The following is a 24,666-nucleotide window of genomic DNA, read 5'->3' as shown; positions in this document are numbered from 1 at the left end:
CTCCGCAGCCGCACTACTTTTGATAAACGCACGCGTGTCAGCGCGGCGAGTCTGGGTGCGGGAAGCCAGAACTGGTGCGGCTGCCGTTGACCGTGTCGCGAATCGTCGCACGCAACCAGCGCTGGGCCGGTTCGGCGTCGAGCCGGGCGTGCCAGAGCAACCGGACGTCGATGTCGGGCAGGCCGGCGATGGGGAACCAGCGAATGCCGAGCGTTTCGCCGTACTGCTCGGCCAGGCGCCGCGGGACCAGTCCGACGTAGTTGCTGGTGGCGACCAGTAGCGCCGCCACGGCGGCGGTCGGCACCACGGCGGCGACCCGTCGTTGCAGGCCCGCGGCGTCGAGTACGTCGTCGAGCGGTCCGCGCGCGCGGCCTCGGCGGGAAGCCGAGACGTGGGGGTACTCGCACAACTGAGACAACGTCGGGCGGCGGTTTTTGCCAAGCGGGCTGTCGGCGCGGACGATGCCGACTACGCGTTCGCGGTAGAGCAGGACCTCGCGGATGTCGGGCGCGGTGACGTCACTGGCGCCGATGTCGAGATCGACCGAACCGTCGCGCAGGGCTTCGACGCTCTCGCTGCCCTCCGCGACGAAACGCAGCGTCACACCGGGCGCGGCCGCGGCGGTGGCTTCGGCGACCGCGGCCGAAAGTGTCACGGCCACACCGTCGTTGATCCGAATCGTGAAGGTGCGCTCGAGCTCGGCGATGCTGACTTCTCGATCGGCGCTGATCAGGACCGACGCTTCGTCGAGCAGGGAACGCACGCGCGGGGCAATGCGCAGCGCGAACGGCGTCGGTGCCATCCCGCGACCCGCCCGCACCAGGATCGGATCGTGCATGGCGCGGCGAAGCCTGCCCAACGCCCGGCTGGTTGCCGGGATGGACAGGTGCAGGCGTTCGGCCGCCGCGGTGACGCTGCTGTCCTGGAGTAGCGCGTCGAACACGCGAAGGAGGTTCAGATCGAGCTGCTCGGACATAGTTGCATGATACGCAAATCAACTTTGTCAAAGTTGCGTGGCACGGAATCCGCCCGTTTCATACCGTCGTGACCATGCCATTCAACGTTTTGACCCGTGATCGCCCGCCGACGTCGCGCGAGCCAGCCAGTCCCGTCGCACACCGCGGCCTGCTCGCCGTCATGTGCGCGTGCGTCGTGCTCGTTGTCGGGATGGTCGCCGCGATCAACCTCGCCGTCCCGATGCTCGCCGCGAGCGCACTGCATCCGTCCGCGTCGACGCTCGTGTGGATCGTCGATACCTACGTCATCTTCTTCGCCTGCCTGGTGATTCCCGGTGGCGCCGCGGGGGATCGCTTCGGGCGCAAGGGCGTGCTGCTTGCCGGTCTCGGACTGTTCGCCGTGGGCGTGCTGCTGTCGGCGCTCGCGCCGAATGTCGCTGTGCTGCTGGTCAGTCGCGCGATCACCGGTGTCGGCGCGGCCGCGGTGCTGCCCAACACGCTTGCGGTGCTGCTGCACGCTGTTCCGGTCGAACGCAAGGACCCGACGATCGCGGTCTGGGCGTCGATGACCGGTATCGGTGGCGTGGTCGGCAATGTCGGTGGCGGGGCGGTGCTTTCGGGCGGTTCGTGGCGCTGGTTGTTCGTTGCCGCCTTGCCTATCGCGCTGGTGCTGGTGGCCTTGGTGGGACGGATCGCGCCGGTGTCGCCGCGTCATGATCGTGCCCTCGACCTGCCCGGCGCGGTGTTGTTCGTGGTGGCGTCGGTGGCGTTGCTGCTCGGCATCGTTCAGGGGCCGGAGTCCGGCTGGGGGAGTCCGGTCGTCATCGGCGGGTTCGTCTGTGCCGCGGTGCTGTTCGCGGTGTGGACGGTGGTCGAATTGAAAGTCGAACACCCACTGCTCGATCCGCGCCTGTTCCGCGTCCCCGGCCTGCGCAGCGCGTGCCTCGGCATGACGACGGTCTTCTTCGGCATGTTCGCGCTGTTCTACGTCAACGCGTCGTTCCTGCAGTACGGCATGGGATTCAGTGTGCTGCGCACCGGTCTCGGCATCATCCCGCTGACCATCCCGATCATCCTCGGCGCACGGCACGTCGGCCGCCTGTCCCAGCGCATCGGCATCGATGCGACGATCGCACTCGCCTTTGTGTTCGTCGGCGGCGGCCTGCTCGGCCTGTCCATGAGCGACGCTCACACGTCTTACCTCGTCTATGCCGCGTGGCTCGTTGTCACCGGAATCGGTGTGACGCTGGCACTTCCGACGCTGTCCGGCGCCATCGCGGGTTCGCTACCGCACGCGCAGGCCGGAGTCGGCGCCGGATTGCAGGCCACCACCCGCGAATTCGGCAGCGCCCTTGGTGTCGCCGTCATCAGCACGGTCCTCACCGCACGATTCGTCGCCGCGCTTCCGTTGGACATCCGCACCGCCCACGATCCGCACACCGTGGCCCAAGCCCTCGCCACCACTAGCGGCCGCACCAACGACGTTGTCACCGCGTTCATCTCGGGCGCGGAGACAGGATTACGGACGGTCGGCGTGACCGTGCTCGTCCTGGGCGCCCTCGTCGTGTTGCAGTCGCTCCTTTCTCGGCGTGGGCGCGCCCACTAGGTGCTGATCAGGGACGCCGTCCCGATCACGAGCGAGATCGGGACGTTCCCGGCGGCCAGCGGCGACGACCTGCGAGAGACCACGCTGCGGATCTCGGCGAGTAGTGGGAGCCCCGACCGCCCGCGATCACCACAAAGCCGTCGCTGCTCGGCACACGCATGGTCGGCCGCTGCACCGGATGGGGGAGGATGGCTCGATGCCCAGACAAACGGATCGCCCAGGAAAGGTCGGCCGACCACCGCGTCTCTCACGGGAGGCCATCGTCGCGGCCGCGGATCAGGTGTTGCGGACCGATGGTGCGGACAGCCTGTCGATGCGGCGGCTGGCGAAGGAACTGGACAGCACGCCGATGGCGCTGTATCACCATGTGCGCGACAAGGACGACCTGCTGTTGCTCCTGCTGGAGTCGCACGCACAGCAGATCCCGCAGTGGGAATTCTCCGACGATCCGCGCGAGCGGCTGCTCGAGGCCGCGTTCGCCCTCTACGAGGGCCTCGCCGAGCGGCCGTGGATCATCGAGGTGCTGACCTCCGATCCGCTGATCGTTCCGTCGGCCATGGGGATCGTCGAGACGCTGGTGGCCGCCGCCGTCACCTACGGTTGCAGCACCGAAGAGGCCGTCGACCTGTATCGCACCATCTGGTACTACATCATGGGCGATCTGATCATCCGGGTGAACCGGGATCGTCGGCGGGCGCGACTCGAGGCGTCGTCGTCCTCCGAGCCAGGCGTTGATCAGCTGGACCCGGCCGACCTTCCTACGCTTGCGGCCATCGGCGACCGGTGGGGCGGCCTGACCTCCCGCGATATTCATCGAAAGGGTTTGGAGGCCATCGTTAACGGCCTGCTCCCGCAACGGTGAACGTTCACCACACCACGACGGAGCGCAGCACGTCACCGTGCTGCATGGCGGTAAAGGCCTTTTCGACCTGGTCGAGCGAGATGCGTTCGGTGACAAAGCGTTCCAGGGGGAGTCGGCCTTGCCGGTACAGGTCGATCAGCACCGGAAAGTCACGTTCGGGTAGGCAGTCGCCGTACCAGGAGGACTTCAGGGCCCCGCCGCGCGAAAACAGATCTATCAGCGGCATTTCGAGGGTCATGTCGGGAGTGGGGACGCCGACCAAGACGACGGTGCCCGCTAGATCGCGACCATAGAAGGCCTGCTTCCAGGTTTCCGGGCGGCCCACCGCGTCGATCACCACGTCGGCACCGAACCCGTCGGTGAGTTCCTGAATTCGCTCGACCACATCCTCGGTACCGGCGTCGATGCGGTGAGTGGCACCGAATTCCCCGGCCCAGGCCAACTTTCGGGCGTCGCGGTCGATGGCGATGATGGACTTCGCGCCCGCCAGGCGAGCGCCGGCGATGGCGGCATCGCCGACGCCGCCGCAGCCGATCACGGCCACGCTGTCGCCGCGGGAGACGTTGCCGGTGTTCATCGCCGCCCCGATGCCCGCCATGATGCCGCAGCCGAGCAGACCCGCGATGGCGGGATCGGCCTCGGGATCGACCTTGGTGCACTGCTTTTCGTGGACGAGGGTCTTGTCGGCGAAGGCGCCGATACCCAAGGCGGGCGTCAGCTCGGTGCCGTCGGACAGGGTCATGCGCCGGCTGGCATTGCTGGTATCGAAGCAGTACCAGGGGCGGCCGCGGCGGCACGCTCGGCATTCCCCGCAGACGGCACGCCAGTTGAGTACGACGAAATCGCCTACGGTCACATGGGTTACGGCCGCGCCGACCGTTTCCACGATTCCGGTGGCCTCGTGGCCGAGCAGGAACGGGAATTCGTCGTTGATGCCGCCCTCGCGGTAGTGCAGGTCGGTGTGGCACACCCCGCACGCCTGCACGCGCACCACCACATCGTGCGGCCCTGGGTCGGGGATGACCACCTCGACCAGCTCGACCGGCGCTGCTTTGCGGCGCGCGATGACGCCGCGCACGGTTTCGGACACGAATCCTCCTACGGGGTTGCGATGGCCGCTGGCCGTCGCTCGATCTGCTTGCGGTAGCGGGTGAACAGGCGGGCGTTGTCGATGGCGAAGACGGCCACCGGCTCGCCGTCGCGTTCGTACAGTGCGGTGCACGAGGGTGTCGACGGGTCGCCGTCGATGAAGCGAACCTCGTCGTCCGGTCGGCGGTTGCCCGCGAACTGGATCATCCGGCCGTACTGCCGTGACCAGAAATAGGTGGTCGGGATGTTCGCGGCCGGTGCGCCGACGATGGCCGCAGCCGCGATCCGGGCCTGGGCGGTGGCGTTCGACCAATGCTCGCTGCGCTGGTGGGTACCTGAGGTGTGCTGATAGGCGCGGGCGCAGTCGCCGATGGCGTAGATATCGGGAATTGTTGTGCGGCACCGGGAGTCGGTGACGAAGCCGTTGTCGATGTGCAGCGGAGAATCCTGGGCCCATTCGGTGTTGGGGACCGCGCCGACGCCGATGATCACGGCGTCGGCGGCGAGCACGGTGCCATCGGTGAGGCGCACCGCGCTGACCCGTTCGCCGCCGAGGAATTCGGCCACCGCCACTCCGGTGCGCAACCGGACACCGTTGGCCGCGTGCAGATCCGCGCACAATCCGCCGATGCGTGGGCCGAAGACGCCGGACAGTGGATCGGCCGCGAGTTCGACGATAGTAACCCGCACGCCGAGAGTAGCTGCGGTCGACGCGATCTCGGAACCGATGAGTCCCGCGCCGACGATGACAACGGTGCGCGCGGTGTGCAATGCGGCGCGGATCGCGCGGGCGTCATCGACGGTGCGCAAAGTATGGATGCCGTCCAGTGCTTGCGCGCCCGGTAGCGTGCGGGCGCGGGCACCGGTGGCGAGGACCAGCGATTGCCCGGCGATCACTGCTCCGTCGTCCAGGGTGACGCCGGGACCGGTTGCGGTGGAGGTGATTCCGGTCGCACGGCGGCCGAGCAGCCAGTGGGTGCCAGGATTGTCGGTGTCGCCCAGCGCGAGATCGACGTCGCCGTGCAGGTATTCCTTCGACAGTGGCGGCCGGTCGTAAGGCGGATGGATTTCGTCGCCGACCACGGTGATGCTGTCGCTATAGCCTCGTTCCCGAAGATCGTTTACCAGCGAGAACCCGGCCAGTGACGCACCGACGACCACCACGCTCACGACTCCACCTCGCTGACGCTCGGTTCCGTCGTGCGCGAGGGCGCACTGCAGCTTCGGTTCGCTCGCTGACGCTCGCTCACGACGCGCGCCTCGCCGTCTCGTGGAAGCCGCTCTCTCACCATGCCCCCATTTGCCGACTCATGACGGCACGCTGCTGACCACGACATCGCCGTCGAGTATCCGCACCGCATAGGTGCGGACGGCGATCTTGGCGGGCGGCCCGGATACGCGACCGGTGCGCAGATCGAAACATGACTCGTGCAAAGGACATTCGACCGTGCAGTGCTCGACCCACCCATCCGCGAGGGACGCGTCCTGGTGTGTGCAGGTGTCATCGATCGCGAACAAGCCCTCGTCGGTATGGAATACCGCGATCGGCGTTCCGCCGTCCGGCCGCACGGTGGCCACCTCGCCGACCGGTAGGTCCGCGAGGCGTGCGACGAACAGTTCGGTCCCGGCGGCGGGGTGCTTCGCAAGGGATTCCATCAACCCTCCATGAGTTGCTTAGAGCGCAACAGATATCGCGATACGCAACAGTGTGCGACACGGCCGAGTCGGCGTCAAGCCCCCGAATAGCCCTGTTGACACGTGGTTTCCCGCGGTTGACAGCATGCCGTGACGGGTGGACTATTTGTTGCGTAATACGAATTCGTTGCGCTACTAGCAACAACGGAGGCACCCTTTGGCTCACCCGAAAGTCGTCATCATCGGAGCCGGGATCGTCGGGGCATCGCTGGCCGACGAAATGACCGCCCGTGGCTGGGCCGATATCACCGTGCTCGACCGGGGGCCGCTGTTCACGACCGGCGGATCCACCTCGCACGCACCGGGTTTGGTGTTCCAGACCAATCCGTCGAAGACGATGACCGAGTTCGCCCGCTACACCACCGAAAAGTTCGGCGCACTCGATCATCCGGCGGGACGCGCGTTCGATCCGGTCGGCGGACTGGAGGTGGCCACCACGCCGGAGCGCTGGCGGGATCTGCACCGCAAATTCGGCTGGGCGCAGTCGTGGGGTATCGCGGGGCGCCTGCTGGACGCGTCCGAATGTGCCGCTCTGTATCCACTGCTCGATGCCGACCATGTTATCGGCGGATTCCACACTCCCGCAGATGGTTTGGCGAAAGCGGTGCGTGCGGTCGAAGCGCAGGCGCGGTCCGCGATGGCCCGCGGCGCACGGTTCCTGCCCAACCAGGAGGTGCTCGGCATCGCCGAGAGCGGTGGGCGAGTGGCGGGAGTGCGGACGGCCGACGGCGTCATCGCCGCGGACATCGTCGTCTGTGCGGCCGGGTTCTGGGGTGCGGAGCTGGCGAAGCAAGTCGGGCTGGTGCTGCCGTTGGTGCCGATGGCGCATCAGTACGCCAAGACCGGATCGCTGGCGGCACTAGCGGACCGCGCCGCCGCAGCGCGCCTGCCGATCCTGCGCCATCAGGATCAGGACCTCTACTTTCGCGTACACGACGACCGGATCGGCATCGGCTACTACGGTCACCGGCCGATGCCGGTCGACATGTCGACCCTGGCATCGGCCACCGCGGGCGCGGCGATGCCGTCGATGCTGCCGTTCACCGATGCCGACTTCGCCCCTGCCTGGCGCGAGTCCATGGAATTGCTGCCCGCGCTGGGTGATTCGAAACCGGAGGAGGGATTCAACGGGATATTCTCCTTCACCCCCGACGGTTTCTCGATCATGGGCGAGCACCGGGATCTCGCGGGTTTCTGGGTTGCCGAGGCCGTGTGGGTCACCCATTCGGCCGGCGTCGCGAAAGCGACCGCCGAATGGATCATCGACGGTGCGCCGAGTACCGACGTGCACGAGTGCGATCTCTATCGCTTCGAAGACGTCGCGCGCAGCGGGCAATTCATCATGGAGACCAGTTCGCAGGCCTTCGTCGAGGTCTACGACATCATCCACCCACACCAATATCGCACCGCGTTGCGTGGTCTGCGCACCAGTCCCTTCTACGCCAGGCAACAGGAGTTGGGCGCGTTCTTTTTCGAGGGCGGCGGCTGGGAGCGGCCCGCGTGGTACGAGGCCAATGCCGCACTGACGCAACGAGTTCGCGACGAGGGATTACCGTTTCCGGACCGGGACGACTGGTCGAGTAAGTTTTGGTCGCCGATCTCCATCGCCGAGGCGCGCTGGACCAGGGAACGCGTCGCGATGTTCGATATGACACCGCTGACCCGATACGAGATGGCCGGTCCCGGCGCGCTCGACCTACTGCAGCGGCTCACCACGAACAACGTGGACAAGAGCGTCGGTTCGGTCACCTACACGCTGCTCCTCGACGAAACCGGCGGTATCCGTAGCGATCTCACCGTTGCCCGGCTCGGTGCGCAACGATTCCAAGTGGGTGCCAACGGGCCGATGGATTTCGACTGGTTCACCCGCCACCTGCCCGCCGACGGCTCGGTGACGCTGCGCGACATCACCGGCAGCACCTGCTGTGTCGGCGTCTGGGGGCCGAACGCGCGGGACCTGGTGCAGCCCTTGTGTTCCGACGATCTGGCGCATCAGTCGTTCAAGTACTTCCGCGCGCTGCGCACCTATCTCGGCCCCATTCCGGTCACCCTGCTGCGAGTGTCCTACGTCGGTGAACTCGGCTGGGAGATCTACACCACCGCCGAATACGGCAGCGCGCTGTGGGATCTGCTATGGGAAGCGGGCAGCGCCTACCAGGTCATCGCGGCGGGCCGCATCGCGTTCAACAGCCTGCGCATCGAAAAGGCCTACCGTAGTTGGGGAACCGACATGACCGCGGAACACCTGCCGGTGGCGGCGGGTCTCGACTTCGCGGTGCGGATGACCAAGCCCGATTTCGTCGGCAAGGCCGCGCTGGAACAGGCCGAGCCGCCGGCAAAGATCCTGCGCAGCATTGTCTTCGAGAGCCCATCGGCCGTTGTCCTAGGCAAAGAGCCGGTCTATGTTTACGGCCGGTACGGGGGATATGTGACCAGTGCGGGCTATTCGGCCACCATCGGACGCTGCATCGCCTACGCGTGGCTGCCCGCGTCCGTCGTCGTGGGCGACGCGGTCGAGGTCGAGTACCTCGGCGCCCGCCACATCGCGACCGTGCACGCCGAGCCGGTGGTCGATCCCGAGATGTCCAGGATCCGGAGGTAGTGACATGGCTACGGCGACAAAGGGATACGACGTCATCGTGATCGGCGTCGGCGGCATGGGCAGTGCCGCCGCCTATCATCTCGCGGCGCGCGGACAGCGGGTGCTCGGACTGGAGAAGTACACCCCCGCGCACAACCGCGGCTCGAGCCACGGCGGCTCCCGCATCATCCGCCAGTCGTATTTCGAAGACCCTGCCTACGTTCCGTTGTTGCTGCGCTCGTACGAGCTCTGGGCGAAGCTGGCCGCCGATGCCGACCGCGAAGTCGTCCGGCTCACCGGCGGCCTGTATCTCGGCCCGCCGGACAGCCTGACGGTCGCGGGCAGCCTGCGGGCGAGCCGGGAATGGTCACTGCCACATGTGGTCCTCGACGCTGCCGAGATCCGGCGACGCTTTCCGAATTTCACCCCCGCCGACGACGACATCGCGGTGTACGAGTCCAACGGCGGGTTCGCCCGACCGGAGCTGACGGTGCAGGCACACATCGACCTGGCACTGCGCGCCGGTGCGACGCTGTCGTTCGGCGAGGAGGTATTGGGCTGGGCCGAAACCGCTTCCGGCGTAACGGTGACGACCGCCAGGGCCACCTATCATGCGGAACAGCTCGTGATCTGCCCCGGAGCATGGGCGCCACAGTTGTTGGCGGACTTCGGAATTCCCATCACCATCGAACGTCAGGTGCTGTACTGGCTCGATCCGATCGGCGGCACCTCGGCCTTCGAGGACCAGCCGATCTACATCGCGGAGGACGACTCCGGCGCACAGATCTACGGCTTCCCCGCCATCGATGGCCCTGCGGGCGGCGTCAAGATGGCGTTCTTCCGCAAGGGCATCGTCTGCACCCCGGACACCGTCGATCGCGTCGTGCACCCACACGAGATCGAGGAAATGCGGGATAGGGTCGCCGCCCTGCTCCCGGCGCTGGCCGGTCCCTGCGTCCACACGGCCACCTGCATGTACTCCAACACCCCCGACGAGCACTTCGTCATCGCCCGCCACCCCGGCGGCACCCGCGTCACCATCGCCTGCGGCTTCTCCGGCCACGGCTTCAAGTTCGTCCCGGTGGTAGGGGAGATCCTGGCCGACCTGGTCATCGACGCGACCACCGAGCACCCCATCGCACTTTTCAACCCGCAGAGGCTGGTGACCAGTGAGAACAGCACCGCATAACGACGCCGGTGGTCCGACGGCGGACATGCCGGTGACGTCACCGGCCCTGATCCCGACTCTCGGCGGCAAGTGGTACGTCGACGACGGCATATTCGCGGCCGAACAGGAACAGCTCTTCGAGCGAATGTGGTTCTGCGCCATCAGAACCGGTGACCTCGGCCAGGCCGGTCAGTTCAAACGGGTGCAGGTCGGCCGCGAAAGCGTGCTGATCGTGCGCGGCCGCGACGGTGCGTTGCGCGCCTTCCTGAACATTTGCCGCCATCGCGGCGCGATGCTGTGCACCGAGGATCAGGGTCAGGTGCGCCGCAACCTGCAATGCCCGTACCACGCCTGGACCTACGGGCTCGACGGCAAGTTGCTCGCCGCACCCAATATGGCCGCGCTGAAGGACGCCACCGGAGCCGACATTGATCGGGTCGCCTACGGCCTGGTCCCGGTCGCCCTGCGGGAATGGCTCGGCTACGCCTGGGTCTGCCTGGCCGACGAGCCTCCGGTCTTCGAGCACGAGGTGATGGGCGCGGTCACCGAACGCCTCGGCGACCCGGCCGCGATCGACGCCTACGAGATCGACACCCTCGAGGTGGGCCGCCGAGTCGTCTACGACGTCGCCGCGAACTGGAAGCTCATCGTGGAGAACTTCATGGAGTGCTACCACTGCGCGACCATCCACCCTGAGCTCACCGAGGTATTGCCCGAATTCGCGCAGGGCCTGGCCGCACAGGTGTTCGTCGGCCACGGCGCGGAATTCGGCGCCGATATCGCCGGATTCACCGTCGACGGCTCGCCGGGTTTCGATCGGCTGCCTGGGGTTACGCCGGAACAGGACCGTCGCTACTTCGCCATCACCATCCGGCCGACGGTTTTCGTCAATCTGGTCCCGGACCACATTATTTTCCACCGGATGTTCCCCGTGTCCGCGGACCGCACTATCGTCGAGTGCGATTGGTTGTACACCAAGGATGTGATCGCCGCGGGACGAGATGTGTCCCGTTCTGTCGAATTGTTCCACCGGGTGAACGAGCAGGATTTCGCGGCATGCGAGCGAACGCAACCCACAATGTCGTCGCGCGCCTACCGTAAGGGCGGGGTGCTGGTGCCCGCCGAGCATCACATCGCGGAGTTCCACGAGTGGTTGTCCTGTCGTATCGGTGACGTGAGGTGACGTGAGATGAATGGTGATCCGGATCTGCTCATCGGCGGTCGATGGACGCATGCCGCCGACGGTGGGGTGCGGCAGATCATCGACCCGGCCCATGGCGCCGTCGTGGCGACGGTGGACGAGGCAACGCCGGACGACGCGCGCGACGCCGTTGCCGCCGCGCGCACGACCTTCGACGAGGGGAGCTGGGCGGCGACGCCGGTCGCCGAACGGTCGGCGTTGCTGTTGCGGATCGCCGACCTGCTTGCCCGCGACAAGGACCGGCTGGCCAGGCTGGAGACGGCCGACACCGGAAAGACGTTGGTGGAGAGCGAGATAGACATCGACGATGTCATCTCGGTGTTCCGCTATTACGCGAACGCGGTTGCGGTGCAGGCGGACCGGCTGATCGATGTGGGCGACCCGGCGGTGATCAGCCGGGTGGTGCGTGAGCCGATCGGGGTGTGCGTGCTCATCGCGCCGTGGAACTACCCGCTGCTGCAGATGTCGTGGAAGGTGGCGCCCGCGCTGGCCGCCGGCTGCACCATGGTGCTCAAGCCGAGCGAGGTGACCCCGCTGACCACGATCGAGTTCGCGCGGCTCGCCGAGGAGGCCGGGGTGCCCGCCGGGGTGCTCAACCTGGTACAGGGCAGCGGCGCGGTGCTCGGTACGGCGCTCACCGGCAACCCCGACGTCGACTTCATCTCGTTCACCGGCGGCCTGGCCACCGGCCGGACGATCAGCAGGGTCGCCGCCGAGCACGTCACCAAGGTGGCGGTGGAGCTCGGCGGCAAGAACCCGCACATCGTGTTCGCCGACGCCGACTGGGAAAGCGCCGTCGACCACGTGCTGACCGGCGTGTTCCTGCACTCCGGTCAGGTCTGCTCGGCGGGCACCCGGTTGATCGTCGAGGAATCCATCGCCGAGGACTTCGTGGCCGAGCTGGCCGGTCGCGCCGAACGGATCCGGGTCGGCCCCGGCCTCGACCCGGCAAGCGAGACCGGCCCCATGGTCTCCGAGGAACACCGCGCGAAGGTGGAAGCCTATGTCGCGCTGGGTATCTCGGAGGGCGCGAAACTGGTGACCGGCGGCACCCGGCCGAGTGACCCGGCCTTGCGGGACGGAAGTTACTACCTGCCAACGATTTTCGACAGGTGCGACCGATCGATGCGCATCGTGCAGGAGGAGACCTTCGGCCCGATCCTCACGGTGGAGCGATTCAGCACCGAGGCCGAGGCGATCCGGCTCGGCAACGACACCGAATACGGCCTCGCCGCCGGTGTGCGCACCTCGGATTCGGCCCGCGGCGAGCGGGTGGTGCGCGCGCTGCGGCACGGCACGGTATGGCTCAACGACTTCGGCTATTACACCGCCGGTGCGGAATGGGGCGGGTTCAAGAAGTCCGGCAACGGACGCGAACTCGGCCCCACCGGCCTGGCCGAATATCAAGAAATCAAACACATTTGGCACAACACGGCACCTAAGCCGGCGGAGTGGTTCAAGGGCGTCTGATCGTTTGTTACACAATCTCGGCCGGACAGCCCGTACGGCCGCCCGCGGAAGGCACGGTTAGCAATGGTGGTCAAAGAATCCGGCGTGTCCGACGACAGCGGAATGGAGGATTTCGGCTATAAGGAATCCCTGGACCGCAGTATCGGAAAATTCGCCAGCTTCGCGGCGGGGGTCAGCTATATCTCGATCCTCACCGGTACGTTTCAGCTGTTCTATTTCGGTTTCCACAGCGCGGGTCCCGCATATCTGTGGTCGTGGCCGATCGTTTTCGTCGGGCAGCTGGCCGTCGCACTGTGTTTCATGGAGCTCGCGGCGCGCTATCCGGTGGCCGGGTCGGTATACAACTGGTCCAAATCGCTCGGCAGCAGAATCGTCGGCTGGTCGTCGGGCTGGTTGATGCTGACCGCCTCGATCGTGACGCTGGCCGCGGTCGTGCTCGCGCTCCAGCTGAACCTGCCACGGTTGTGGAGCGGTTTCCAGATCATCGGGGACGGCAGTGGCGAATACGACTACGCCACCAACGCGGTGCTGCTCGGCACGATCATGATCGTGTTCACCACCACGATCAACGCGCTCGGCGTCCGGCTGATGGCGATGATCAACAGTGCCGGCGTCTTCATCGAGCTCATCGCCGCGGTACTGATCGCGATCATCCTGGCGGCCAACGCGACTCGCGGTCCGCAGGTGTTCTTCTCCACCCACGGCTACGGCGCGGGTGCGTCCGGCGGCTACCTCGGCGCGTTCCTGGTGGCCTCGCTCGCCTCCGGCTACGTGATGTACGGCTTCGACACCGCGAGTTCGCTCGGCGAGGAGACGGTGGAGCCGCGGCGCACCGCGCCAAAGGCCATCCTGCGCGCGGTGCTCGCGTCGTTCGTCATCGGCGGCGCGATCCTGGCCTTCGCGGTGATGGCGGCGCCCGATCTCGACGATCCGCAGATCGGTAGCTCCAGCGGTGGCCTGCAATACATTGTCGAACAGGTGATGTGGGGTCCGCTCGGCACGATCTTCCTGTGCTGCATCGTGATCGCGGTGACGGTGTGTTCGCTCGCCGTGCACACCGCCGCCATCCGGCTGACCTTCGCGATGGCCCGCGACAACGCGCTGCCCTTCGGCGAGAAGCTCGCTCGCGTGCACCCCAAGACCCAGACGCCGGTGGTGCCCGCCATCCTGATCGGGGTGCTCGCCGCGCTGATCCTGGTGGTCAATATCGGCCAGCCGAAGATCTTCACGGTGCTCACCTCGATCGCGATCATCATGATCTACCTGGCCTACCTGATGGTGACCGGGCCGATGCTGAAGAAGCGGTTCCAGGGTCAGTGGCCGCCGAAAGAGCTTGCGGCGGGCGGCTATTTCACGATGGGTCGCTGGGGGATGCTGGTCAATATCATCGCCGTGGTGTGGGGCGTCGGGATGGCGACGAACCTGGCCTGGCCGCGCGAATCCGTATATGGCACACCCTGGTACAACACCTGGGGCGCGTTCATCTACATCGGCGTGATCCTCGGCGCCGGGCTCGCCTGGTATGGGATCAAGGGACGCAAGCGAATCGGCACTCTGGCGTCACACGCAGTGGAGGTGCGCGGCAATGTCTGACACGGTGTTCGACTATGTGATCGCGGGCGGCGGGACGGCCGGGTGTGTGCTCGCCGCCCGGCTCAGCGAGGATCCGGGCGTCTCGGTGTGCCTGCTGGAGGCGGGCCCGTCCGATGTGGGTGATCGCGCCATCCTCGAACTCGCGCAGTGGATGCATCTGCTCGACTCCGGCTACGACTGGGACTATCCGGTCGAACCGCAGGAACGCGGGAACAGCTATCTGCGCCATGCCCGCGCGAAGGTGCTCGGCGGATGTTCCTCGCACAACTCGTGTATCGCGTTCTGGCCGCCCGCGGAGAATCTGGACGAGTGGGCGGCGCTCGGCGCGAAGGGCTGGGGCGCGGCCGACGTGCTGCCCTACGTCACCCGGCTGGAGAACAACGACGCGCCCGGCGATCAGCACAGTCGCAGCGGCCCGGTCCGGCTGCGCGACGTGCCGCCGGACGACCCGTGCGGCGTCGCGGTACTCGCGGCGGCAGCGGCGGTCGGATTGCCGACCGTGCAATTCAATCGAGGTGCCACCGTACGCAACGGGGCGGGCTGGTTCCAGATCAACGCGGCCGAGGACGGCACGCGCATGTCGACATCGCATGCCTACTTGCATCCCGTGCTGGATTCGCGCCCGAATCTGGAGGTGCGCACCGGCTGCTGGGTCAGCGAGATCCTGTTCGACGAGGCGCACGGCGCGACCGGTGTGCGGTATCAACGTCCCGATGGCATCGGCTATGACACGGCCTCCGCGCGGCGAGAGGTCATCGTCACCGCCGGAGCCATCGATACGCCGAAGTTGTTGCTGCTGTCCGGGATCGGGCCCGCCGACCACCTGCGCGAGATCGGCATTCCGGTGCTTGTCGACGCGCCCGGCGTGGGAGCAAACCTGGACGACCACGTGGAAGGGCTGGTGTTCTGGGACGCCGCCCGGCCCATGGTGCAGACCTCGACGCAGTGGTGGGAGATCGGCCTTTTCGCCACGACCGACGACGCATTGCGCGTGCCGGACGTGATGATGCACTACGGCAGCGTGCCGTTCGACATGAACACCCTGCGCCGCGGCTACCCGACCACCGACAACGGCTTCTGCCTGACGCCCAATGTCACACAGGGCCGCTCGCGCGGCACGGTCCGGTTGCGCAGTCGCGACTTCCGGGACCGGCCGAAGGTCGACCCCCGCTACTTCACCGACCCGGACGGTCACGACGAGCGGGTCATGCTCGCCGGCGTCCGGCTGGCCCGCAAGATCGCCGAGCAGGCACCGCTGCGGGAGTGGATCGCCGCGGAACTCGCGCCGGGACCGGACGCGACGACCGACGACGAGCTGATCAGCTATATCCACGCCACCCACAACACCGTCTACCACCCGGCCGCCACGGCACGAATGGGCGCGGTCGACGACCCGATGGCGGTGCTCGATCCCGAGCTGCGGGTGAAGGGAGTGTCGCGACTGCGGGTGGTGGACGCGTCCGCGATGCCGAAATTGCCCGCGGTGAACCCGAACATTACTGTCATGGCCATGGCCGAGAAATGCGCGGATCTCCTCCGGACCACGTGAGCCGCAGATGCCTGCGGAGGGCGAACTAGCGGCGTTCCTCGGCGGGCACGCACCGTTCCAGTCGATGTCGGCCGCCGAGCTCGACCGCCTCGCCGCGGCGTCGTCGCTGCACGACTTCGCGGGGGGCACGGTGATCAGCGACTACTCGACGCAGGTGCCCGACGACATCTGGATGGTGCGGACCGGCCGAGTCATCCTGCGTCGCAGCGGTCCTGACGCCGCCACGTCACCGCAGTCCGACGACGGCCGCACGCTCGACACCATCGAGGGCGGTGGGATCTTCGGCTATGTGCCGCTGCTGACCGGCGGCAGTGCCGAATTCGTCGCGCTGGCAGCCGAAACCAGCGTGCTGATCCGATTGCCCGGCGAGCTCGTCCGCACCCAGTTCGCGCAACCGGACGGGCTGGCGTTTCTGGCATCATCGGCGTGGAAGACGGTGTCCGGCAACCGAACCCCGATGGCGCAGGTGCTCGGCGCTCGTCCGGCGGGTGAACTCGTCACGGCGGCCGCGGTTTTCGTGACACCGGACACCAGCGTTCGCGACGCGGTGATCCGGATGACCGAGCGGCACATCTCGTCGGTGTTGATCCGGTTGCCCGACGGCGACTTCGGCATCTTCACCGATCAGGACCTGCGCGTGAAGGTGGTGGCGGCAGGGCTGTCGGTGGACGTGCCGATCGCGCAGGCGATGAGTGCGCCGGCCCGGCGGGTTAGCGCGGACCTACCCGCCGAGACCGTGCTGATGGAGATGCTGGAGGCCGGGCTGCGGCATATGCCGGTGGTCTCCCGGCGCGGCGAGGTACTCGGCGTGCTCGACGACTCTGAGCTGCTTGCGGCCTCGGCGCGGCAAAGCTTCGTGCTGCGCCGCGCGATCGGTGCGGCCACGAACGCGACCCAGCTGCAGCGAGCCGCTCGCGACATTCCGGGCACGACGGTCGATCTGTTCCGCAACGGGACCAAGGCGTCGGCGACGAGCGGCATTCTCTCCGTCGTCATCGACTCGGTGATCCGCAAGGCCCTCGAGCTGGCGCTCGCCGAATCCGCCGACGCGCCGAGCGTCGGGTTCGCCTGGTTGACCCTCGGCAGTATCGCCCGGCGCGAGGCGATGCCGTCCTCGGACGTGGACAGCGCGCTGTCCTGGGCCGACGAATTGTCCACCGCCAGTGACCAACTGCGGGCGATCGCCGAGCGGACGCACGCCATTCTGGACGCGTGCGGGTTACCCGCGGACAGCAACGGGGCGATCGCCGCGAAACCGAAATTCGCGCGGTCCCGGTCGGATTGGACGAAGGCGGCGGCACGCTGGCTGGATGATCCGCTGATCGATCGAGGATTGGTCATGTCGTCGCTGCTGATCGACGGGCGGGTGGTCTGGGGTGATCCCGCGCTGCACGCGGTGCCCGTTGCATTCGGCCGGATGCGGGCCGACTACCCGAACGCGTTGCGGCTGCAGTTGCTCGACGCGTTGTCCGGGCGGGTGCGGGCGCGGTCGCTGCGGGATGTGCTGGCCCGGCGCGGCGGCACGTTCGATCTGAAGAGTCACGCGCTGGTCCCCATCGTCAACCTCGCCCGGTGGGGCGGGCTGGCGGCCGGGGTGACCGCCGCGACGACGCCGGTGCGGTTGGCCGCCGCCGCGTCCGCCGGTGTCATCGCCGAGCGCGATGCGGCGGTGCTCACCGAGGTGTTCGTCATGCTGCAGCGCATGCGGATGGTGCATCAGGTCGAGCAACTGTCCGCGGGGCACCGGCCGGGCGATATCGTGCTGATGCCGGAATTGTCGCCGTTGAATCGGAGCCTGCTCAACGACGCGTTGCGCGAGATCGCGGCCGTGCAGCGACGCGTTCGAGGTATCGCGATCACCTCGGCTTAGAATGACGGCGTCATGGCGAAACAGGATGGTGAGGACACGAGCCGGACCGCTGCGGTGCAGTCGGTCGACCGCGCGTTGCTGGTGATGGAGATCATCGCCAAGCTGGGCCAGGCCGGCGTCACGGAGATCGCCGCCGAACTGGGTGTGCACAAATCTACCGTCTCCCGGCTGATCGCCGTGCTGGAATCGCGCGGTTACGTCGAGCAACTCTCCGACCGCGGCAAGTACCGGCTCGGCTTTTCCATCGTCCGGCTGGCCGGATCCACCAGCGCGCAGGTCGATCTCGTCGGACAGAGCCAGGACGCGTGCAACGCGCTGGCCGCCGAGACGGGGGAGACCACGAATATCGCTGTGCTGGACGGTAATCGGATCATCAACATCGTGGAGGCGGCAGGCACCGGCTCGATCGCGCTGCGGTCCTGGGTCGGGCAGAGTTGTCCGGCGCACGCCACCTCCAGCGGCAAGGTGCTGCTGTCCGGTCTCGAACCGGCGGCGCTGCGCAAGCAGGTCGGCCCGAAGTTGGAGGCATATACCGCCAACACCCTGACCAAGGTCGCTGATCTCGCGGCGCAGTTGGTGGCGGTCCGGGAGCACGGATGGGCAAGTGTGCGTGAGGAATTGGAGATCGGGCTGAACGCTGTCGCCGCCCCCGTCTTCGACAGTAGCGGGGTGATCGTTGCGGCACTGAGCGTTTCGGGGCCGTCCTATCGGCTCGGTCCCGAGCGCTTCGCGCCGACGGCCGAACTGGCGATCGCGAGTGCCGTGGACATCAGCCATCGGCTGGGCTACTTCGGTTGACCAGCTGGGGTACTGTTCGCCATTGACAACGTGCGCGAGCGCCGACGATACTGAGTCGCGTGTCGCGCAGTTGTTGCGCTATACGCAACAACTAGCTGTATCCGACAACTGAATAAGCCGCACACGCAGCGGGAGATCTCCATCCAGGCGATGGAGAGCCGAAGGAGCAACACCTCCCGGGAATCTCTCAGGCCCAGTACCGCCGCGCATAAGGCAACTCTGAAAAGTAGTGCACCACCACGCACTCGCCGACGGGGCAAACGCGTAACGCGTGAATCTCTCAGGCCCTAGGACAGAGCGGGAGGAGCCACACCCAACGCATCCGCGTCGACGAAAGGCTCCCCATGGCTGATCCTGGCTCTGCCCTCCGCACCGAACTCGACGTCTCGCTGCGCGAATTCGACCCGGTCGTCGCCGCGCTTGTCGATCAGGAGACCAACCGCCAGCAGCGCGGACTGGAAATGATCGCCTCGGAGAACTACGCGCCGCTCGCGGTGATGCAGGCCCAGGGCACGGTGCTCACCAACAAGTACGCCGAGGGCTACCCCGGACGCCGCTATTACGGCGGCTGCGAGTACGTGGACGAAATCGAAACGCTGGCCATCGAGCGGCTGCGCGCGCTGTTCGGCGCCGAATACGTCAACGTGCAACCACATTCGGGGGCGCAGGCGAACGCGGCGGTGATGCACGCGCTGCTGCGTGCCGGTGACGGCATCCTCGGGTTGGCGCTCGACCACGGTGGTCACCTCACCCACGGTATGCAGGCCAACTTCTCCGGGCGGCTGTATGACGTTGCGGCATACCATGTTCGGGCCGATGACCAGCTGGTCGACATGGCGGAGGTGGCGCGGCTCGCCCGCGAGCATCGGCCGAAACTGATCATCGCGGGCTGGTCGGCCTACCCTCGGCACCTCGACTTCGCCGAATTCCGGCGGATCGCCGACGAAGTCGGCGCGTACCTGATGGTCGACATGGCGCACTTCGCCGGACTGGTTGCGGCCGGGCTGCATCCCTCGCCGGTGCCGCACGCGCACGTCGTCACCTCGACCACCCACAAGACGCTGGGTGGCCCGCGCGGTGGATTCATCCTCGCCACAGCGGATTTGGGCAAGAAGCTGGATTCGGCGGTCTTTCCCGGGCAGCAGGGCGGACCGCTCGAGCATGTCATCGCCGCGAAGGCGGTCGCGTTCAAGATGGCGGCCGAACCGGCGTTCCGTGAGCGGCAGGAGAGCACGCTCATCGGCGCGCGCGTGCTCGCCGACCGGCTGCTGGCGCCGGACTGCCGGGCCGCGGGCATCGGCGTGGTCAGCGGCGGCACCGATGTGCACCTGGTGCTCGTCGACCTGCGCGCTGCCGAACTGGACGGCAAGCAGGCCGAGGATCTGCTGCAAACCTTGGGAATCACGGTCAACCGCAACGCGATTCCGTTCGATCCGCGTCCGCCGATGATCAGTTCCGGGCTGCGGATCGGCACGCCCGCGCTGGCCGCGCGCGGCTTCGACACCGCCGCGTTCGCCGAGGTCGCCGACATCATCGCGACAGCCCTGTGCGGTGCTGCGAACGCCGCGGCGCTGACCGCGCGGGTGGACGCGCTGGCCCAACGGTTCCCGCTGTACCTCGGGCTGCGGAATCCGGCGTGACGATCAGCGTCTTCGACCTGTTCCGGGTCGGTATCGGGCCGTCGAGTTCGCACACGGTGGGGCCGATGCGGGCCGCGGCCGCGTTCGTCGAGCGACTGAAGGACGCCGACGTGCTGCACGGCACGGCCGCGATCCGGGTTCAGCTGTACGGTTCGCTCGGCGCGACCGGGCGCGGCCACGGCACGGTCGATGCGGTGGTGGCCGGGTTGTCCGGTGCGCAACCGGAGACCATCGACCCGGACGCGTTGACCGCCACCGTCACCGCGGCGCGGGCCACCGGCCGGTTGTATCTCGGTGGCGTGCAGTCGATCGGGTTCGGCGTCGACAGCGACATCGAACTGCTCGGGCTCACGCGGTTGGCGTTCCACACCAACGGGATGCTGTTCAGCGCGCGCGATGCGGCGGGGCGGGTATTGCTCGAGCGCCAATACTTCTCGGTCGGTGGCGGTTTCGTCGTCGACGAGGAGCAAATCGACGGGCGCGCCGTCGAAGCGCCGGTCGCGGTCGCGTATCCGTTCCGTTCGGCCGACGAGCTGCTCGCGATCACCGCCGCGACCGGGCTGTCCATCAGCTCGGTGGTGCTGGCCAACGAAATGTCTTGGCGCAGTGCGGATCAGGTTCGCGCGGACCTGCTCGACATCTGGCATGTCATGCGGCGCTGCGTCGAACGCGGAATGTCGACGGGCGGAGTGCTGCCGGGCAGCCTGCGGGTGCGACGACGCGCCGCGACACTGTTCGAGCGCCTCGCTACCGAAGCCGAGGAGAACGATCCGCTGCGCGCGATGGAATGGGTCACGCTGTACGCGATGGCGGTCAACGAGGAGAACGCCGCGGGCGGCCGCGTCGTCACCGCGCCAACCAATGGCGCCGCGGGCATCATTCCCGCTGTGCTGCACTACATTCAGCGTTTCATCACCGGCAACGAGGACAGCGTCGTCGAATTCCTGCTGACCGCGGGCGCCATCGGCCAACTGATGAAGGAGAACGCGTCGATCTCCGGCGCCGAAGTCGGCTGCCAGGGCGAGGTCGGCTCCGCCTGCGCCATGGCCGCCGCCGGACTCGCCGCCGTGCTCGGCGGCACACCACAGCAGATCGAGAACGCCGCCGAAATCGGCATGGAACACAACCTAGGCTTAACCTGCGACCCCATCGGCGGCCTAGTCCAAATCCCCTGCATCGAACGCAACGGGATAGCCGCCGTCAAAGCAATCACCGCCGCCCGCATGGCAATCCGCGGCGACGGCATCCACCACGTATCCCTGGACCAGGTAATCCAAACCATGCGCGCCACCGGCGCCGACATGCTCGACAAATACAAGGAAACCTCCCGAGGCGGCCTAGCCGTAGCCGTCGTCGAATGCTGACCCCCGCAAATCAGCGGGTCGGAAAGCGGATTATTCGATCGTCGCCGGGGCGGATGTCGCCGCGGCCGTCGGTGTTGGAGGTGGTGAGCCACAGGGCGCCGTCCGGTGCGACCTGTACGGTGCGCAGCCTGCCGTAGCGGTCACGTAGTTGTGCGGAAGGCGTGCCGAGGGTGCCGTCTGCTTTCTGCGGGATAGTCCACAGTCGTTCGCCGCGTAATGCCGCGACATACAGCGTGTTCGCGGTGATCGCTAGGCCGGAGGGCGAGGCCTCGCTGGTGGGCCAGGTGATCAGCGGATTGGTGTACCGGCCGCCATGGGTGTCGCCTTTGCCCTCGACGACGGGCCAGCCGTAGTTGCGATTCGGCTGGATCAGATTGATTTCGTCATAGGTGTCCTGGCCGAATTCGGTCGCATAGAGTCGCCCGGTCGCATCCCACGCCAGGCCCTGCACGTTGCGGTGACCGAGGGTGTATACCGGGGAATTCGGGGTCGGGTTTCCGGGCGCGGGTTTCCCGTCGGCGTCCAGTCGGAGAATCTTGCCATTGGAACTCGCCGGATCTTGCGCTCGACTCGACTGTCCGGCGTCGCCGACTCCGACATAGAGCATGCCGTCCGGCCCGAAGGCGATCCGGCCGCCATTGTGAATAGTGGCCTTCGCGATTCCCTTGAAGATCACCTCCGGCTGCCCGTCGAGGCGAAATCGCACAATCCGATTGTCGCCGCTGGCGGTGAAATATGCGTAGACGTAACCATTTTCGGCGTACTTCGGCGATACCGCGATGCCGAGCAGTCCACCCTCGCCACGTGCCACCACGCCCGGGACCCGATAAGCCTGCGTGGGTTTGGCGCCGGGCGTCAGCCGCAAGATCACCCCGGTATCGCGCTGCGCGACCAGTGCGTCACCTCCCGGCAGGAACGTCAGCCCCCATGGCACGGCTATATCGCGAGCCAGCTCCTCGGGGGCGTTGAGGTCCGGGGCTCCAGCGGAAATGACCGGCTGCGCGAAAGAACTGGGCAAGGCAACGAAAACGGTTGCCGCTAAAGCGATCACGGCGGCACCGGCGAATCGTGCCGCACTCCGAAGTGCCGAAGTCATACCCAAGTAGACCCCCATCCAGGTGGTCAACTCGACTGGAGAACGACTGGGGAAGACGCCGCGAAGCCGGACGGGTCAATGCTTTCGTGGTTGCCCAGGCGCGGCCGCGTTTCAGGGCTGGGGGTCGGGGACGATTACGACTTTGCCGGTGACGGTGCCGGATTCGGCGAGGGCGAGGGCCTCCGCGGCCTGGCTCAGTGGGATTCGGGCGGCCACCTGGGCGCGCAGCGTGCCGTTGGCGGCGAGGTCGAGGACCTTGCCGAGGTCTTCGGCGAGGTGGTTGCGGAACCGGGTCAGGTTCCGCTTGCCCGCCCAGATGTTGTAGAAATGCGCGTTTCGCTTGTTGGGCAGCGCGTTCCACAGCATCAGCTGACCGAACAGCTTCAACACGGGCAGTCGCGAGTTGCCTTCGTCGTTCTTGGTCGAGGCGGTACCGTAGGCCACCAGCGTGCCGTGCGGCGCGAGCAACTCGAACGAATCGACGATGCCGGGGCCGCCCACGTGATCGAATACCGCGTCGACGCCCTGCGGCGCCAGCGCCCGAACCTGCTGTGCCACATCGCCGCGATAGTCGATCGGGCTGGCGCCGAGCGCCTCGACCACCTCCGCGTTGCGCGCCGAGGCCGAACCGATCACCCGGATACCGGCGGCCCGAGCCAGCTGCACCAAGGTCGAGCCGACGCCACCGTTGGCGCCGTGCACGAAAATGGTCTGACCCCGCTCGACCTTCGCGATCCGGTGCAGCAGCTGCCACGCCGTGATCCCGTTCACCACAAAGGTTTCCGCCTCGGCCGGATCGAGCGCCGACGGCACCGCGATGAGGTCCGCGGCGTCGAGCACGATGTGGCTGCTCCAGCCGCCGATCTTGGTCAAGGCGGCGACGCGACGCCCGATCAACGCCCGGTCGACCGCGGGGCCGATCTCGGTGACCGTCCCGACCAGGTCGTAGCCGGGCACGAAGGGGAACGCCGGCTGATCGTAGTACTTACCGCGACGCATCTGCTGCTCGGCGAACGAGACGCCGGAGGCTTCGACACGGACCAGGGCCTGGCCGGGTCCGAGGGCCGGCAGCTGACGCTGGGTGACCTGCAGGCCTTCGGGTGCTACCTGGCCGGGCAGGACGATCTCGACTGCGGTGGTGGTGCTCATCGGAACTCCTAGTGTGTGACTGGTCAGTCACTCTGTGGGTTGAAAAAGCGCCCTGCGGTCGGGGCTCGAAAGATCTAGTGCGGATGGCGCATGCCGTCGGTGAGGATGGCGGCCCAGTCGCCATCCTTTTTGTCCAGTTCGAGGGTGACGATGAGGTGGCAGAGCTGTCCGTAGGCCAGGAAACGTTGGACGGCACTGTCTTCGGCGCCGGAACGCGTCTTGGCGAAGTTCGTCACCCGGGCGAGTCCTCGGCGCATCGCGTCCGCGATCTCTGGGATATCCGCTGCCGACTGGGCGTGTACCTGCAGCATCAGCAGGCTCTTGTCCGCGATCAGCTGCGCATAAGCGCCGCCCATCGCATACAGGATCTCGTCCGGGCTCGCACCGTCGGCGCGGGCCGCGCCGGCCGACAGGGCCTGCTCGACCAGTTCGAAGCAGCGGTCGATGGCCGCGACGAACAGGGCGATCTTGCCCGGGAACAGCTTGAAGACGTAGGCGGGCGAGATCGTCGCCTTCGCGGCCACGTTGTTGATCGGCGTGCCGTGGTAGCCGGTGCGTGCGAACTCGGTGATCGCCGCATCGACGACCGCGTCCCGTCGAATCTCCGAGGTGGAGAGTGTCGCTCCGCGCTTTGTCATGTGAGTGACTGTACACTCACTCTTGAATCGCCGTCAACCGCCAGTATCGAATCCGCCCGGGAAGGGGCCGAATGTGCTGGTAGCGCAAGAATGTTCGGCCAAGGGTGGTTAGCGGGAGGCTCGTCCTCGATAGCCCCACACGGCCAGCAGCACCCCGGCGATCAGCACGATCGGGCCGATGATCGACCAGGTGACGGTGTCGCTCATAGGGCTGCCCGAGACGACGCCGAAGCCCTGCAACGACCAGAGGAGTCCGGCGAGTCCGATGATCACGCCGAGTGCGACGAGAATGGGGCTGCGCATAAGGCTGCCTTTCGTTGCGCCGCTCAGTCCATTGCCAG

At 67.0% G+C, this 24,666-nt stretch carries 20 protein-coding genes and 1 riboswitch; of the genes, 12 read left to right on the top strand and 8 right to left on the bottom strand.

What is annotated here, in order from left to right:
• Window positions 1-37: 37 nt before the first annotated feature.
• Window positions 38-976: a LysR family transcriptional regulator gene (locus ACIA8C_RS07705; protein WP_397132057.1), complete on the bottom strand. Its 939-nt coding sequence runs from the start codon at window positions 974-976 to the stop codon at window positions 38-40.
• 74 nt (window positions 977-1,050) lie between these two features.
• On the opposite strand from ACIA8C_RS07705, the gene ACIA8C_RS07700 reads away from it, so the two are divergent.
• Window positions 1,051-2,562: an MFS transporter gene (locus tag ACIA8C_RS07700; RefSeq protein ID WP_397132055.1), complete on the top strand. Its 1,512-nt coding sequence runs from the start codon at window positions 1,051-1,053 to the stop codon at window positions 2,560-2,562.
• 196 nt (window positions 2,563-2,758) lie between these two features.
• Window positions 2,759-3,424 (top strand): TetR/AcrR family transcriptional regulator, encoded by a 666-nt coding sequence (locus ACIA8C_RS07695; RefSeq protein WP_397132053.1) that lies wholly within the window; start codon window positions 2,759-2,761, stop codon window positions 3,422-3,424.
• A gap of 4 nt (window positions 3,425-3,428) precedes the next feature.
• Here ACIA8C_RS07695 and ACIA8C_RS07690 read toward each other — a convergent pair whose 3' ends face one another.
• From ACIA8C_RS07690 to ACIA8C_RS07680, 3 genes are all read right to left on the bottom strand, one after another.
• On the bottom strand, window positions 3,429-4,514 hold the full coding sequence (locus ACIA8C_RS07690) for an S-(hydroxymethyl)mycothiol dehydrogenase (RefSeq protein ID WP_397132051.1): 1,086 nt from the start codon (window positions 4,512-4,514) through the stop codon (window positions 3,429-3,431).
• Between the two features lie 8 nt (window positions 4,515-4,522).
• Window positions 4,523-5,683 carry an NAD(P)/FAD-dependent oxidoreductase gene (locus ACIA8C_RS07685; RefSeq protein ID WP_397132049.1) on the bottom strand — a complete coding sequence of 387 codons (1,161 nt, stop codon included), beginning with the start codon at window positions 5,681-5,683 and terminating at the stop codon, window positions 4,523-4,525.
• Between the two features lie 138 nt (window positions 5,684-5,821).
• Window positions 5,822-6,169, bottom strand: coding sequence for a bifunctional 3-phenylpropionate/cinnamic acid dioxygenase ferredoxin subunit (locus ACIA8C_RS07680; RefSeq protein ID WP_397132047.1), 348 nt, complete (start codon window positions 6,167-6,169; stop codon window positions 5,822-5,824).
• A 196-nt stretch (window positions 6,170-6,365) separates the two neighbouring features.
• Between ACIA8C_RS07680 and ACIA8C_RS07675 the strand changes: the two genes are divergently transcribed.
• The 10 genes from ACIA8C_RS07675 to ACIA8C_RS07630 all read left to right on the top strand — a co-directional run bounded on the left by ACIA8C_RS07675 (window position 6,366) and on the right by ACIA8C_RS07630 (window position 21,442).
• Window positions 6,366-8,810 (top strand): FAD-dependent oxidoreductase, encoded by a 2,445-nt coding sequence (locus ACIA8C_RS07675; protein WP_397132045.1) that lies wholly within the window; start codon window positions 6,366-6,368, stop codon window positions 8,808-8,810.
• Window positions 8,811-8,814: 4 nt separating this feature from the next.
• Window positions 8,815-9,978 (top strand): N-methyl-L-tryptophan oxidase, encoded by a 1,164-nt coding sequence (gene solA / locus ACIA8C_RS07670; protein ID WP_397132043.1) that lies wholly within the window; start codon window positions 8,815-8,817, stop codon window positions 9,976-9,978.
• A gap of 25 nt (window positions 9,979-10,003) precedes the next feature.
• Entirely contained in the window at window positions 10,004-11,140 is a 1,137-nt protein-coding gene (locus ACIA8C_RS07665) for an aromatic ring-hydroxylating dioxygenase subunit alpha (RefSeq protein WP_397132809.1), read from the top strand.
• A gap of 6 nt (window positions 11,141-11,146) precedes the next feature.
• On the top strand, window positions 11,147-12,628 hold the full coding sequence (locus ACIA8C_RS07660) for an aldehyde dehydrogenase family protein (RefSeq protein WP_397132041.1): 1,482 nt from the start codon (window positions 11,147-11,149) through the stop codon (window positions 12,626-12,628).
• 63 nt (window positions 12,629-12,691) lie between these two features.
• Entirely contained in the window at window positions 12,692-14,221 is a 1,530-nt protein-coding gene (locus tag ACIA8C_RS07655; protein ID WP_397132039.1) for an APC family permease, read from the top strand.
• A complete protein-coding gene (locus ACIA8C_RS07650; RefSeq protein ID WP_397132037.1) occupies window positions 14,214-15,770 on the top strand; it encodes a GMC family oxidoreductase in 1,557 nt (518 codons plus the stop codon). Before ACIA8C_RS07655 ends, ACIA8C_RS07650 begins: the two co-directional genes overlap by 8 nt.
• Window positions 15,771-15,777: 7 nt before the next feature.
• Window positions 15,778-17,640 carry a putative nucleotidyltransferase substrate binding domain-containing protein gene (locus ACIA8C_RS07645; RefSeq protein WP_397132035.1) on the top strand — a complete coding sequence of 621 codons (1,863 nt, stop codon included), beginning with the start codon at window positions 15,778-15,780 and terminating at the stop codon, window positions 17,638-17,640.
• A gap of 12 nt (window positions 17,641-17,652) precedes the next feature.
• Entirely contained in the window at window positions 17,653-18,438 is a 786-nt protein-coding gene (locus tag ACIA8C_RS07640) for an IclR family transcriptional regulator (protein WP_397132033.1), read from the top strand.
• Window positions 18,439-18,647: 209 nt separating this feature from the next.
• A riboswitch (glycine riboswitch) is annotated at window positions 18,648-18,744 on the top strand.
• 38 nt (window positions 18,745-18,782) lie between these two features.
• Entirely contained in the window at window positions 18,783-20,078 is a 1,296-nt protein-coding gene (gene glyA, locus ACIA8C_RS07635; RefSeq protein WP_397132031.1) for a serine hydroxymethyltransferase, read from the top strand.
• Window positions 20,075-21,442: an L-serine ammonia-lyase gene (locus tag ACIA8C_RS07630; protein ID WP_397132029.1), complete on the top strand. Its 1,368-nt coding sequence runs from the start codon at window positions 20,075-20,077 to the stop codon at window positions 21,440-21,442. Before glyA ends, ACIA8C_RS07630 begins: the two co-directional genes overlap by 4 nt.
• Before the next feature lie 10 nt (window positions 21,443-21,452).
• Here the strand turns inward: ACIA8C_RS07630 and ACIA8C_RS07625 are convergent, their stop codons facing one another.
• The 4 genes from ACIA8C_RS07625 to ACIA8C_RS07610 all read right to left on the bottom strand — a co-directional run bounded on the left by ACIA8C_RS07625 (window position 21,453) and on the right by ACIA8C_RS07610 (window position 24,628).
• A complete protein-coding gene (locus tag ACIA8C_RS07625; RefSeq protein ID WP_397132027.1) occupies window positions 21,453-22,538 on the bottom strand; it encodes a PQQ-dependent sugar dehydrogenase in 1,086 nt (361 codons plus the stop codon).
• Between the two features lie 111 nt (window positions 22,539-22,649).
• On the bottom strand, window positions 22,650-23,687 hold the full coding sequence (locus ACIA8C_RS07620) for a medium chain dehydrogenase/reductase family protein (RefSeq protein WP_397132025.1): 1,038 nt from the start codon (window positions 23,685-23,687) through the stop codon (window positions 22,650-22,652).
• Between the two features lie 74 nt (window positions 23,688-23,761).
• Window positions 23,762-24,325, bottom strand: coding sequence for a TetR/AcrR family transcriptional regulator (locus ACIA8C_RS07615; protein ID WP_397132023.1), 564 nt, complete (start codon window positions 24,323-24,325; stop codon window positions 23,762-23,764).
• Between the two features lie 108 nt (window positions 24,326-24,433).
• Complete coding sequence (locus ACIA8C_RS07610) at window positions 24,434-24,628, bottom strand: hypothetical protein (RefSeq protein WP_396993887.1); 195 nt, start codon at window positions 24,626-24,628, stop codon at window positions 24,434-24,436.
• Window positions 24,629-24,666: the final 38 nt, after the last annotated feature.

The organism is Nocardia sp. NPDC051321 (assembly GCF_044455225.1).
GTDB lineage: Bacteria > Actinomycetota > Actinomycetes > Mycobacteriales > Mycobacteriaceae > Nocardia.
The sequence above is the reverse complement of the archived record's forward strand: the minus strand, read 5'-3'. Positions and strand labels throughout refer to the sequence as shown.